This window comes from Spirulina sp. 06S082, from assembly GCF_034932145.1.
GTDB lineage: Bacteria > Cyanobacteriota > Cyanobacteriia > Cyanobacteriales > Spirulinaceae > CCY15215.
The window spans coordinates 1-13,571 of record NZ_JAYGHV010000042.1 but is presented as its reverse complement, the minus strand read 5'-3'; the positions used below and the strand labels follow the sequence as shown (position 1 = coordinate 13,571).

The window sequence follows — 13,571 nt, the reverse complement described above, 5'->3', positions numbered from 1 at the left end:
GAATTGATTCTTATTCCACTATAGATATTTTATTTTAGTCGTTTTTTCGTCTAAATTAAATTTTGCTCAATTAGAAAACAGTTTCCCCATATCTATGAAATTTAATATTTTCTTTATGTTTACTCGTTTTCGCTCAAAAGCTGTTTTTTTGAGATTTGTAATGATCTGGGCGATCGCCAATTATCGTTAGGTTTTTCCTTGAAAATCCTCGTTTTAAATTAAGAAAATCTAGGAATATTGAAACTTAAACAACAAATTTGTTGCTTTTACTTTGTAAAAAAAATGCAATGATTCTTCTCAATTCTTAAGATAAAAAATGGGGAATCCATAACATTAGAATCCCCATTCTGAAATTATTGATCCCCATGCCCAACTTAATCTCTGTCCAAGCTGAGAGGTTGTATTGTCCTTCGCCAAGTTTGAGAAGGAAACCGATCGCCCTAAAACGGATAACCCATAACGCGAATGCTGGGTCCATTTTGGGGAATATTGCCTGGGGAAAGGGAGAAGGTATCCCCTATACGACTGACGGGAAATCCTGCCGCCAAGCCTAAAAATTCATCAACAGGAGCAATATCGCAGGTACCAGGATCGGCGGCTTGGGTGCGATAATGAGTGGGAACGACAATTTTAGGGCTGAGGGTTTGGACTGCTTGCAGGGCTTCTCGGGAATTATAGGCTTTCTCGCTGCCTCCCACGGGGACAAATGCCAGATCCGGACGACCCATGAGAATTTTATGCTCGACCTCAATAGGAGCCGCCGCACCGCCGAGATGAAGGATGCGAACCCCCCCCTGCGTCCAACTCCAAGCAACATTTGTACCAAATTGTCGCCCGCCTTTGCGATCGTGGGCGATCGCGATGCCTTGGAATTGTTGTCCTCTAACTTGATAGGAACCCGGCTCGAATAAAATATCGGGAGATCCCGGTATATTTTGGGGCGCACCTTCATCAAAAAGCTGAGAACTGAGTAAAACTATATCTGCTGCTACGCGAGGCGATCGGTATCCGGCGGTACAACCAATATCGAGGTCCCGAAAAGGATTCACTAAAATCCGCTTTCCTCCTCCAGAGAAGAGGAAACAGGTATGACCCAAGTATTTAACGGTAACGCCACCGGATTGCCCTTGGGCGGGATAACCTTGAGAAGTTGCCGCGATCCCCGCCGTACTCAAAAAACCAATGCCCGCGTAGCGGATTGACTGTCGCCGTTTCATAAAAATTTTTTGTTTTCGTTTAGTCTAAAGATTGTAGGAAATTTCGCAACAGTTTTTTCCCTGAAGTGGTTAAAACGCTCTCGGGGTGAAATTGAACCCCTTGGATGTGAGGATAGTCGCGATGGCGGAGTCCCATAATGGTGTTATCTTCTGCCCGTGCTGTAATTTCTAGCACTTCGGGTAGAGTTTCGCGATCGACTGCCAAGCTGTGATAGCGGGTTGCAATAAAGGGATTATCTAAGCTCTCAAAAATGCCTTGGTTATGGTGGTGGATTTGAGATACTTTACCGTGCATGAGGATGGGAGCAGAAATGATTTTACCGCCAAAAGCGCGAGCGATGCCCTGATGTCCTAAGCAAACGCCTAAAATGGGGAGAGTGCTGCCTAATTCGCGAATTAAACTAACGGAAATACCTGCATTTTCCGGACGACCGGGACCGGGGGAAATGACGACTCCATTGGGGGCAAGTTCCTGAATGGTTTTTACGTCAATACAGTCGTTGCGATGGACGCGAATATCTTGAGCAACGGGAAATTCTCGTCCCAATTCTCCCAGATACTGAACTAAGTTATAGGTAAAGCTATCGTAATTATCGATGACAAGAATCAATAGAAATACTCCCAAGGGCGTTTACAGTAAAAGAAGCCGTGTCATTAAGGGGGGAACTAAGATCAGTCCCGCTACGAAAACCGCCGCGATCGCCGAAATTAAAACGGCTCCGGCTGCACAGTCTTTGGCAATTTTAGCCAGTTCGTGATAGCTCTTCTGCACGGTTAGATCGACGACGGACTCGATCGCGGTATTTAAAAGTTCTAACACCATTACGAGGGCGCAAGTCAAGCCAATTATGGCCATTTCCAAGGTCGAAATACTGAGGAAGAGTCCCAAACTAATGGCCGTGGTGGCGATCGCGACGTGAATGCGAAAATTACGCTGGGTGATGAAAGCATAGCGCACTCCCGCCCAAGCATATTTAAAGCTGAGAAACAAGTTGGCGGCCACTTTCCAAGCTAAATCTCGGTTAGGTCGATCGGGATCGGCTGCCGTGAGTAGGGAAAATAGGGAAGATACGGAGGGCGTAACTTCTGCATTAGGAGCGAGTTGTTGCGGATAAGTCATAAATATTTCCGATGGAAACAACAAAGGGGACATTAAGGGCGATCGAACAGGATTATAGTCAAGAATGATAAGGTTTGTTAATTTTTTGGCAGTGGGAGAGGCTCTCCCATATCACACCCCAGTTGTAACATCGATCGGGAAAATTTACCGATCGCCATTCACCAAACCGACAATTTGCAGCAAAACTCGTTGTTGTGCCAGCATTTTCAAGAGATTTTCTTCATCGGGATGATCCCAACCCAGTAGGTGCAGAAAACCATGAGAAGCCAGCCATGCTAGTTCAATTTGCAAAGAATGACCTTGCGATCGCGCTTGACGAGATGCGGTTTCTACGGAAATAATAATATCGCCTAAATAGAGGGGTTCTGTTTCTAGTTCTGCTATGTTGGGAAAATCGGCTTCTTCTAGGGCAGCAAAGGCGAGAACGTCTGTTGGGTAGTCTTTTTGGCGATAGCTGGCATTAAGGTTTTGTATCTCGCGATCGCCACTCAAGCGCAAACCTACTTCCCATGTTTCCGCGATCGGCATCTCTACCGCCATTGTCTGACTCCATTGCTGAAACCAAGTCTGCCATGTTAACTCGGAAATAGGAGCCTTTTCTAGGGCAGGATCGGCAAAAAAACAATCTTGGAAAGCGAGGATGAGCGATCGCGGTTTCGGTTTGTCCAATGGTTCGTTGATAATAGTAGTAGATTTATCGGGTTAAGTAGGAAATGCCAATTAAGAAGCCTAAAACCCCAAGAGTGGACAGGAAAAAATGAAAGAGCGATTTTCCTCGTTTGCGAACCATATTTCGCATGGCTAATTTGACGTAACTGGCTTGCTCTTCAGGGATTGGAGGTTCCGAAGTTGTTTCCTTGACTGGGTTTTGCCCTTCGGAGATGGGAGGCGTTGAAGCGGAATCGCTTGCTGGAGCAGAATGAGCCATATTAAACTAATAATTTCAGAAAATTGTAAAAAAATGTAAGATGCTATATTATATCGCTCCTGTTGAATGTTGAGAGGTCGCCTGTGCCGCCGGAATCCCCATCCCCAAAAACTAAAAAGCCCAAAAAAGGAGGACTATTAACCGATCGCGGCATCAGTAAAATTGAATCTGCGATCGCCGCCAGCAATGCCGAACAAAATCGCCGAGTCAGTTATAGTAAAATCGCCGATCGCGCTAATATTCCCGTCGATCGCGCGATTTCAATTCTCTATGGTCGTCAACCGGAAAAGCTCTCGATAATCAGAGCTTTGTTTAAGGCTTTTGAGACTAAATTGCGTCGCAGCGATTATCAAATCCTGCCGATCGAGGAAGGGAAGGAAGCCTCTCAAAATGCCTCCACACCCTCCACCTCGCCTTGGGTAGGACGAGAAGCCCTCGCGACGGAACTGGTGCAGCAATTACAGAATTCCTGCTGGTTACTTTGCGTAACGGGTATTGGTGGTATTGGTAAAACCGCTTTTGTAGAACATTTGATGCAAAATCCGACCTTACAACAGGAATTTCCTTTAGGTTTAAAGATTGATTTTCAACATCAAAGAGGAGGAATAGAAGCGATCGCCCGTTTGGTTTTGGGGGAAGAAATTGCCAAACAAGAACTTTTGCTCGGGGGAGAAAGCAACCTTATTACTGCGGTTATCGCGAAATTGCAATTTCAACCCTGTTTGCTGATCCTCGATAGTATTGAAGTCTTACTCGATGCAGATCGTAACTTTAAAGATTCGACCCTAAAACAGTTATTTCAAGGCTTACTGGCACTTTCGGAACTGCGATCGCGCCTCATTCTCACTACTCGCATTCAACCGCAATTATTTGCCGACTTCTCTAGCACAAAAGTCGCGGCGATCGCCCTAAAAGGATTGCAACTTGCCACAGTGAAACAGCTTTTTACAACCTGGGGAATTCCTTTAAAAAGTCTCACTGAAGAAAACTGCCTAGAAGAAATTACAGAAGTCTATGAAGGTCATCCTCTCGCTCTGAAAATTATTGCCGGAGAAATTCGAGAATATCCCTATTATGGCAATATTCGAGCTTACTGGCGCGAATATGGTTATGAATACGAAATCGACTTGACAGAAGTGGGGAGAGAGCCAAATACTTCCTACTTATCATCTCGAAGTTTATCCAATTGGGTGCGAGTATCTCTGGAAAGAGCCTGTCAGCGCTTAAATTCAATTTATCCTTTAGCTTATGAATTACTGTGTTTGGGGGCTGCAAACCAACGAGCAGTCGATCCTCAAGGATGGGGGTTTTTGATCGGAAATTTTTCGCTTAACGAGCAAAAATTAGCCTTAGATACACTCAATCGCCGTTTATTTTTAGAGGAGGAAAAAAATAACCGTGCTGTTCGGTATTATTTACATGATTACTTGCGTCAAATTGTGTTAAATAGTTTACAGAGACCTGAATAAAAAAGGGAAAAAATATGAGTGAACTAGAAAAAAAAGTAAATTTCAAAATTTTATCCGAACAAGAAGCCTTAAAAGTTCGCTACCGCAAGGCAGAAAAGCAGTTTGTCTTATCCTATCCTGAAGTCGAAGCAGAAGGAAATACGAATGGGAATAATGCCCATGAAGAGCCTCCGACTATCCATCTTTCAGCTTTGGTGCGCTTTATTGAATGTGTCAAATATTGGGCGGGTTTAAAGCATAGTATTAGCAATCTAGGTAATGAATCTTCTCCCCCTAGCTTACATGAAGTTTTAGAAGATTTAAACTTAACAGAAATCGCACATATTCGCTGGGCATTTTACTATTTACAAATGTATCAGCCCGATCCTGGCGATTCTCAATTGGAACAAGTGCGAGGATATTTAGAAGCCTTTCATCATTTTTGCGAATTAGGTGCCTGGGAAGAAGCCAGCGAAATTCTTTTTCTCCGGTTAGAAACGGGAGAAACACTGCACCATCAACTGGAAAAAGATGGATATTTCCAAGAGGCGATCGCCCTTTATCAACCGCTTCTCGGACAAGTTAATGCGAAGGTTGACTCGGTTTGTTTGCAAGGATTGGGAAATACCTATTATTTGCGCCAAGATTATCAGCAGTCTGTTCAATATTTACAAGAATATCTCGATCGCGTTCAAGAAAAGGAAGAATCTCCTCATTTAGATCGGACTTTTCTCTATTTAGGGAATGCTTATTATACCCTAGGAAATTATGCAAAAACGATTGAATATTTAGAGCAGTGTTTGGAATTAACCCCTAATTTTGCGGAATTTTTTGGATCGGGAGAGACGCTGTTTTATCTGGGAAATTCTTATTATTCTCTGAAACAATACAAAGAGGCGATCGAGTATTTAAAGCAATATTTACCCATTGCTCGCAATAATCATCAAGAACGTATTTTAGCAACGACGTTATTATATTTGGGCAATGCTTATTACTCTTTCCAAAATTATCGCAAAACCGCAGAGTATTTACAAGAATATTTAGATATTATTCCTGATGTAGAACAAGAGCAAGACCCAGAAAAAACTTTACTGGCGATGGGGAATGCTTATTATTATCTGCAAGAATACGAACGTGCTATTAAATACTTGCAACAACATTTGCAACTCCTTAAAAAGCAAGAACAGCAAATCGAGTCAGCGAATATTTTTCTCTATCTTGGCAATGCTCATTATTTCTTACAAGATTGGGAACAGACAATTAAATATTTGCGAGAATATCTGAGTACGGTGACTCGAACGGGTGAATCCTTGGCGATCGAGACAACATCATTATATTTAGGGAATGCTTATTATTGTCTGCAAGAGTATGAAAGTGCCGCGAAATGTTTGCAACAATATCTCAATTTGACCCAAAGTAAAGAACGAGTTCGCGATTTAGAAACAACTTGGTTATATCTGGGCAATTCCTATTCAGTTTTGAAAAATTATGATAAAACGATTGAATACTTACAACGCTATCTCGATCGCGTTGAAAGTCAAAAACAACAACCCAATTTAACAAAAATCTTTTTAAAGCTGGGTCAGGCTTATTATATCAAAGAACAGTTTTCTCCAGCAATTGAATATTTGAATCAATATTTGAGCCTAACTGAAGGAAATCAAGAACAGCGAGAATCCTTTGAGGAAACCTTATTTGCTTTGGGACGAGGCTATTATATTCTCAAAGAATACGAACAGGCTGTGGAGTATCTTCAGCAATACTTAAATCGCACAGAGACGCGGGAGATGCCCGCAGAACTGGCAATCACGTTATTATATTTGGGTAATGCTTGTTATTCCCTACACCGCTATCGTCCGACAATTGAATATTTGCAACAATATTTAACTTTAAAAGGTAAAGAGGAAGGGAAAAAGAACTTAGAAACAATTCTCTACAATTTGGGAAATTCTTATTATGCGATTAAAGATTATACGCAAACGGTGGAGTATTTACAGCACTATCTCGATTTAGTGCGAAAAACATTGGAAAAGGAAGATATTGCCACAGAAACGCGATCGCAGGCTCTGGTTAAACTTGAGGAAGCCCTTCTCAATATTGGTAATGCTTACGGCAATATGGGAGAGTATAATACGGCGACTTCCTGTTATGAAGAACTATTAAGTATTGCCCGCAATATTGGCGATCGCGCTTGGGAAGGAAAAGCCGTCATGCAGTTGGGAAATGCTGATTGTGCTTTGGGCAATTATCGCCAAGCCTTAGAACGCTTTGAAGAACATTTGATCGTATCCGAAGCCTTGAACGATCTGCCAGGGAAAGGTAAAGCCTTGAGTAGTTTAGGAATGGCTTATTTTTATTTAGGGAACTACCAGAAATCAATTCGCGTTTCCCACAAAGCGTTGAAAATTGCCCGCACAACGGGAGATAAATTGGCAGAAGGGCAAATATTTGGTAATTTAGGAAATGCCTATCATGCCCTTGGAGATAGCGATCGCGCTATGTCTCTTTATCAACAACACTGGAATATCGCCCGCGCTTCCGGCGATCGCGCTGGTTTGGGGACTGCTTTAGGAAATTTGGGGGTAATTTACGGCTTTTTGGGCAATCATACCCAAGCAATTAAGCATTTACAACAAAGTTTACCGATCGCCAAGGAATTAGGCGATCGCTATGAAGAAGGGCGCTTAATTGGTCACATTGGAGAAAGTCATCTACACCTTAATGAGTATGCCGAAGCTCGAGAGCATTTGCAAGACGCATTAAAAATTTCTCGTAGTATTAATGCCAGGCATTTAGAAGCGGAAATATTGAAGAATTTAGCACAACTCAATCAAAAATTGGGGAATTTAGAAACAGCGCGAGAATATTCCGATCTCGCTGTGGCGATCGCGACAGAATTGGAACTTTCAGAACTATCTATTTATCAAGATTTACAACAGCAACTCAAACCCTCAATTTTAGCAACTTTGTGGGACACGGTTTTAGGTTTAATTCAAAAGCGCATCCCGCGATCTTCTTCTCCTCTTTCCTAACTTAAAACTAAAAACTAACCACTAACCACTACTAACTAACCACTAACAAAAAATGGGTAAAGAAACTGCGATCGCCACTCATGGGTTAACGAAACAATTCGATCGCCGCATTGCAGTCAATGCGATCGATCTGCAAATTACCGAGGGAGAAGTTTATGGTTTAATTGGGGCAAATGGTGCCGGAAAAACGACTTTAATTCGGATGTTGGCTGCGATCGAAGAACCGACGATCGGGGATATTTTCATTCACGGCGATCGCCTTTTAAGAAATGACACCAATGCGAGGTTAAAGAAGAATTTAGGCTATCTTCCCGATAATTATCCCGTTTATGAAGACTTAACTATTCTCGACTATTTGGAATATTTTGCGCGGTTATACGGTTTGAAACAACCCCACCGTCAGCGTCGTATCAATGAAGTGTTGGAATTAGTCCAATTAGTCGAGCGCAGAAATAGTGCGATCGCAACGCTTTCAAGAGGAATGAAACAGCGTCTCAGCTTGGCCAGAACTATCGTTCACGAACCGATTGTATTATTATTAGATGAACCCGTATCGGGTTTAGATCCCCTCTCGCGGATGCAGTTTCGCGAAACAATTAAAACCCTACAAGAAGCAGGGATGACGATTTTAATTTCTTCCCATATTTTAAGTGATTTAGCAGAACTTTGCACCTCAATTGGCGTGATGGAATACGGTTTTTTAGTAGAAAGTGCGCCCTTGAAAGAGATATATAGTCGCTTTTCTCGTCCTCAGCTTTTAATTACAGCATTGGACAATTTAGAAGCATTAGAAACCGAGTTAAAAAATTGCCCTTGGGTAGAAAATTGGCAGATGCTAAAAGAGACAGGAAACATGAAAGTTGAATTTTCAGGGACGCGAGAAGAAGGGGCAGAGTTTTTAAAAACCTTGATTGCTGCGAAAATTGCGATCGCGCAGTTTAATTATACTCAAGAAAATTTAGAGGCTCTTTTTCATTCTCTAACTGCAGCCGATTAAACTATCGATGGCTGCATCACAAACTCGAAAGAATCCCTACTCAAGAATTTTCGATTGCGGACATCTCGATCCCATCCCCCTTAATTAAAGTATGACCTTGCCAAGCATCCGACCTATTGGGATAATCGGTGCGATAATGCCCTCCTCGACTTTCGGATCGAAATGCGGCACTTTTGAGAATTAAAGAGCCAATATCTAATAAATTCATCGTTTCTGCGACAAACTTTAATTGTTTCTCAGCGGCCTCAGATTCAAACTGAATGTTATTTCTAGGAGATAAATTAAAAAGATATTGACCCACCTCTAAATTTACTAACTGAGAGCGCCAAAAATCTACTTGAGCGATCGCTTCTTCTAACACCAATTGCGATCGACAAATCCCCGCACTGTGCCACATCAAAGCAGGCAATAATTTTTCCCGAATCGCTTCGATTTCAGCGATTTCACCTTGCCAATTTCCCTGAAATACCGTAAAAGACTCCAGTTGGCGATCGCCAACAGGCTTGATTTCTAGCTTTTGCAATTGTGCCGCAAAAACAATACATTCCAACAAAGAATTGCTGGCCAAGCGATTAGCACCATGTACTCCCGTGCTGGCGGTTTCGCCAATAGCATATAAACCCGGTAGAGATGTGGCATTCATTAAATCCACCACAACTCCTCCCATCCAATAGTGAGCCGCAGGAGCAACGGGAATAGGCTGCGCGAAAACATCAATACCCCATTGCTGGCAGGTTTGAATGATATTGGGGAAACGATAGCGAATTTTTTCCGGGGCGATCGCCCCTAAATCCAAGAAAACGCAGGCGGTTGCCGGATCGGGGGCGGTTTTCTCTAAATGATTAAAAATCGCCCGACTGACCACATCTCGCGGGGCTAACTCTCCTCGGGGATGGTAGTCAAAGGCAAAACGTCTGCCTTCACTATCCACCAAATGCGCCCCTTCTCCTCGAACTGCTTCACTAATGAGAAAATGAGGGGCTCCCGGTTGGCTGAGGGCTGTAGGATGAAACTGTATAAATTCTAAATCGCGCACGATCGCACCAGCACGCCAAGCAAGAGCAACGCCATCCCCGGTACTGACGGTAGGGTTGGTAGTTTTAGCGAAAATTTGGCCGCCTCCACCAGTGGCTAAAATAACGGCATTGGCCTTCAACCAAAGAATTTGACTGTTGTGGAGAAGGCTTATTCCCTGACAGCGATCGCCTTGAGAGTCCAGCCACAAATTCAGGACAAAGGCTGGGGATAAAATGTGAATATTGGCACGTTCTAAAACCCTCGCGGTGAGAATATCCACGATCGCCCGTCCGGTGGTATCTTGGGAATGCAGCACGCGGGAACGAGAATGAGCAGCTTCTAGAGTAGTCGCCAGTTTGTTGTTTTTGCGATCGAAGATGACTCCCAGTTGCAAAAGAGAAGCGATCGCCGAGGGAGCATTTTCCACCAAGAATTCTACAGCTAGGCGATCGCACAGTTCCGCCCCAGCATTTAAAGTATCTTCTAGATGCAGTTGGGAAGAATCATCGGGGGCGATCGCAGCCGCAATGCCCCCTTGCGCCCATTTACTCGAACCCGTTCCTAGTTTACCTTTCGTCACGAGCAAGACACGATAGGATTCTGGTAAACAAAGAGCAGCATAGAGTCCTGCTGCCCCGGAACCCACAATAATAATGTCAAATTGAGAAGGGATATTTAAAGAAGTAGACTTAAATATGTTCAATGTTTTCTCCATCCAGAGGACAATTTATGCGATCGTGCCGAAACAAGATTCCTTTAAACAAACTCCTTCGGCCACTTCTCGCCCCTCTATTTCTAGAAGCAAGTAGGATTAATGTCAGCCAACCTTGTTAAAGTATTTTATTGAGTTGGATTTTGAATTTTCCCATGTTTTCTCCTCCCATTCGTATTTCCCAAGGCCATCTCAATCTTCTCGAAACCTGCTTTCGCAAATATCAGCATATTTACCTCGATCAATTGGGTTCTCCCATCGAACCAGAACAGCAAGAAAGCCTCATTTGGGGCAGTCAATTTCACCTTTTGATGCAGCAGAGGGAACTCGGGCTACCGGTTCAGATTTTCTTGCAAGAGAATGCTGAATTCGATCGCTCAGTTTCTTCCCTTGTCCAAGCAGCCCCCGATGTTGTTAACTTAGAGGACAGCACCGGACGAGAAGCCGAACACCCTCGCACTCTAACTTGGGGAAGATATTTACTCGTAGCGATTTACGATCTCTTAATCGTTAGGGGCGATCGCGCTGAAATTTTCGATTGGAAAACCCATCGTCAGCCCCAAAAACGCGATCGCCTCGCCCGTCATTGGCAAACCCGTCTCTATCCCTTTGTTTTAGCGGAAACATCGGATTTCACTCCAGAACAAATTTCCCTGACTTATTGGTTTGTCGGATCTCGTCCTCAGTCCCTAAAATTCAGTTATAATACCGTTCAACACGAACAAACTCGCACCGACCTTACTCAGCTTTTAACTCAACTTCAAGAGGCCAGCGATCGCTATCAAACCGACCAGATTCCTTTTCCTCAAGTTTCTCTAGCCAAAAAGATTTGCTCTCGCTGTGAATTTGCGGCACGTTGTCAGCGAATTCCAAATCAGCGAATTTCAGAAAATAAAGAAAAAATAAAGACTGCTAATTTCTCTGTTTCTTTGGATAGCATCAAGGAGATTCCCTTATAACATTTCTTTCTCACCATTAATTCTTTTTCACAAAAAAAAGTTTCCAAATCAGGATAAAAAACTATGAAAAAAATATCTATTCATATTCCTTCAATCCGTTGGACAACCCTAGGAACGCTACAGTTAGTGAGCGCAGTTGTTGTCATTCCTATCAGTTTTTTCTTAGCAGTACAAGAGGGAGTTAAATTCCTGTTAGGAGCAACAATTCAGCTTTCTGGAGATTTTAGTCCTGAAAGTTCTGCAATGGCTATATTTATTACCTTAGTTATTGCAACTATTGCTCTGATTGCTAGTTCAACTTCAATCTTCATTAGTTTGGCAATGTTTCGCGAGAAAGAATGGACTTTACTCGGAACAACCATTGTACAAGGTTGCATTTTAGGAACGGAGATAACGAAATTTTTCTTGTATGTCAAACCTAATTTTATTGGTTTATTTGGTGCTATCGTTATTGTCACTTTGTGCTTGCTAAAACTGAAAGAACGTGCGTACTTGAATAAACAAAAAGAAGTCTCTGTAGAGCCAATTCCAGATCCCCTTCAAGAAACAGTACAAGTTCATTCCGAGAAATAGTTTTTGAGCTAAATTAAGCCAATTAAAACAAAATTTAAAACGTGGAGATTAATAAAGATCGCATCAAAGAAAAAGCGAGAGAAATCGGTTTTCATCGGGTAGGAATTGCTGCGATCGAGAATGAAGATGGTTTAGAGAATCATCTCCAAACATGGTTAGATTCTGGCTATCAGAGTTCGCTGCAATGGATGGAAAACCCCAAACGCTTTGATATTCGTAAAGTTATGCCGGAAGTGCGATCGGTTATTGCTGTTGCTTTAAATTATTATACCCCCCACCAACATCAGGAAGGAGGCGATCGCGGTAAAATTTCCCGCTATGGTTGGGGAAGAGACTATCATAAAATCCTCTCTAAAAAGCTAAAAATACTGACTCAATGGCTAGAAAGTACGGGAGAAGGCATTCAAGCACGATATTATGCTGATACTGGACCCCTACAAGATAAAGTTTGGGCGCAACGTGCGGGACTGGGTTGGATTGGGAAAAATAGTAATGTGATTACGAGAGAATATGGGAGTTGGGTCTTTTTAGGGGAGATATTAACCAATTTGAATTTTACCCCCGATCGCCCTCATACAGAACATTGTGGGACTTGTACGCGCTGTTTGGATGCTTGTCCCACAGGGGCGATCGCGCAACCTTTCGTTGTTGATGCCAATCGTTGCATTGCTTACCATACCATTGAAAATCGTGCCGAAAAACTGCCCGAGGCGATCGCCTCTCATCTGGAAGGATGGGTTGCAGGGTGCGATATTTGCCAAGAGGTTTGCCCCTGGAATCAACGATTTGCTAAAGAAACAGATATTACAGACTTTCAACCCTATCCCGATAATATCTCTCCTTTTTTAACAGAATTAGCCACAATTTCTCAGGAAGAATGGGATCGACGTTTTCCGGCTTCTGCTTTACGTCGAATTAAGCCAGAAATGTTAAAACGCAATGCCCGTGCTAATCTAGATAATATCGGGAGTAGTGGGTAATGAGTAATAAAAAACAATGACAATTGAATTAGTTATCTTTGATTTTGATGGTACGATTGCAGATACCCACAGCACATTTGTTGAAATTCTCAATCAATTGTCAGAAGAATTTGGCTATAAACCCGTTACCGATGCAGAAGTAGCTCAAATGCGAGGTTTGAGTTCTCGTGAAATTGTACAAAGGTCAGAAATTTCTATTTTTAAAATTCCCTTTCTGTTACGGAGAGCTAAAGAAGAACTCAATCAAAAAATTGCCAGTATTTTACCAATATCGGGGATCGAAATCTCTTTAAATTCCTTGCTCGCCAAACAAATAAAACTGGGTATCCTCACTTCTAATATTGAAAAAAATGTGAGTGCGTTTTTAAAGGAAAATGATTTAGAGAATATTTTTGAATTTATTTATTCTGGTAACACAATTTTTGGCAAAGATAGAATTCTTCGCACGCTATTACAGAAATACAATATCGATCCCAATTTAGTTGTTTACGTTGGCGATGAAACGCGAGATATTAATGCGGCAAAAAAAAGCGGGGTAAAGGCAATTGGGGTAACATGGGGATTTAATTCGCGAGAAATTTTGGCACA

General features: G+C 42.5%; 13 protein-coding genes. 7 read left to right on the top strand and 6 right to left on the bottom strand.

Going from position 1 to position 13,571, the window contains the following annotated elements:
* Nucleotides 1–440: 440 nt before the first annotated feature.
* The 5 genes from VB714_RS05265 to VB714_RS05245 all read right to left on the bottom strand — a co-directional run bounded on the left by VB714_RS05265 (nt 441) and on the right by VB714_RS05245 (nt 3,265).
* Nucleotides 441–1,217: an MBL fold metallo-hydrolase gene (locus VB714_RS05265; protein WP_323221888.1), complete on the bottom strand. Its 777-nt coding sequence runs from the start codon at nt 1,215–1,217 to the stop codon at nt 441–443.
* A 19-nt stretch (nt 1,218–1,236) separates the two neighbouring features.
* Nucleotides 1,237–1,827: an anthranilate synthase component II gene (locus VB714_RS05260; RefSeq protein WP_416309610.1), complete on the bottom strand. Its 591-nt coding sequence runs from the start codon at nt 1,825–1,827 to the stop codon at nt 1,237–1,239.
* Nucleotides 1,828–1,848: 21 nt separating this feature from the next.
* On the bottom strand, nt 1,849–2,337 hold the full coding sequence (locus VB714_RS05255) for a diacylglycerol kinase family protein (RefSeq protein ID WP_323221884.1): 489 nt from the start codon (nt 2,335–2,337) through the stop codon (nt 1,849–1,851).
* A gap of 144 nt (nt 2,338–2,481) precedes the next feature.
* Entirely contained in the window at nt 2,482–3,006 is a 525-nt protein-coding gene (gene ybeY / locus VB714_RS05250) for an rRNA maturation RNase YbeY (RefSeq protein ID WP_323221882.1), read from the bottom strand.
* A 25-nt stretch (nt 3,007–3,031) separates the two neighbouring features.
* On the bottom strand, nt 3,032–3,265 hold the full coding sequence (locus tag VB714_RS05245; RefSeq protein WP_323221881.1) for a DUF3285 domain-containing protein: 234 nt from the start codon (nt 3,263–3,265) through the stop codon (nt 3,032–3,034).
* An 83-nt stretch (nt 3,266–3,348) separates the two neighbouring features.
* Here VB714_RS05245 and VB714_RS05240 point away from each other — a divergent pair, with 83 nt between their 5' ends.
* Genes VB714_RS05240 through VB714_RS05230 form a run of 3 tightly spaced genes read left to right on the top strand, consistent with a single transcriptional unit; the run spans nt 3,349 to nt 8,742 of the window.
* Nucleotides 3,349–4,734: an ATP-binding protein gene (locus tag VB714_RS05240; RefSeq protein WP_323221879.1), complete on the top strand. Its 1,386-nt coding sequence runs from the start codon at nt 3,349–3,351 to the stop codon at nt 4,732–4,734.
* Nucleotides 4,735–4,748: 14 nt separating this feature from the next.
* Entirely contained in the window at nt 4,749–7,745 is a 2,997-nt protein-coding gene (locus VB714_RS05235) for a tetratricopeptide repeat protein (RefSeq protein WP_323221877.1), read from the top strand.
* A gap of 52 nt (nt 7,746–7,797) precedes the next feature.
* Nucleotides 7,798–8,742, top strand: coding sequence for an ABC transporter ATP-binding protein (locus VB714_RS05230; protein ID WP_323221875.1), 945 nt, complete (start codon nt 7,798–7,800; stop codon nt 8,740–8,742).
* A gap of 40 nt (nt 8,743–8,782) precedes the next feature.
* On the opposite strand, the gene nadB is transcribed toward VB714_RS05230, so the two are convergent.
* Nucleotides 8,783–10,462 (bottom strand): L-aspartate oxidase, encoded by a 1,680-nt coding sequence (gene nadB / locus VB714_RS05225; RefSeq protein ID WP_323221874.1) that lies wholly within the window; start codon nt 10,460–10,462, stop codon nt 8,783–8,785.
* A gap of 164 nt (nt 10,463–10,626) precedes the next feature.
* Here nadB and VB714_RS05220 point away from each other — a divergent pair, with 164 nt between their 5' ends.
* The 4 genes from VB714_RS05220 to VB714_RS05205 all read left to right on the top strand — a co-directional run.
* Nucleotides 10,627–11,430 carry a PD-(D/E)XK nuclease family protein gene (locus tag VB714_RS05220; RefSeq protein ID WP_323221871.1) on the top strand — a complete coding sequence of 268 codons (804 nt, stop codon included), beginning with the start codon at nt 10,627–10,629 and terminating at the stop codon, nt 11,428–11,430.
* 63 nt (nt 11,431–11,493) lie between these two features.
* Nucleotides 11,494–12,003 carry a hypothetical protein gene (locus VB714_RS05215; RefSeq protein WP_323221869.1) on the top strand — a complete coding sequence of 170 codons (510 nt, stop codon included), beginning with the start codon at nt 11,494–11,496 and terminating at the stop codon, nt 12,001–12,003.
* A 41-nt stretch (nt 12,004–12,044) separates the two neighbouring features.
* A complete protein-coding gene (queG, locus tag VB714_RS05210; protein ID WP_323221868.1) occupies nt 12,045–12,983 on the top strand; it encodes a tRNA epoxyqueuosine(34) reductase QueG in 939 nt (312 codons plus the stop codon).
* Nucleotides 12,984–12,999: 16 nt separating this feature from the next.
* Nucleotides 13,000–13,571, top strand: a 572-nt coding sequence (locus VB714_RS05205; RefSeq protein ID WP_323221866.1) for an HAD hydrolase-like protein, incomplete at its 3' end; no start/stop codon positions are given.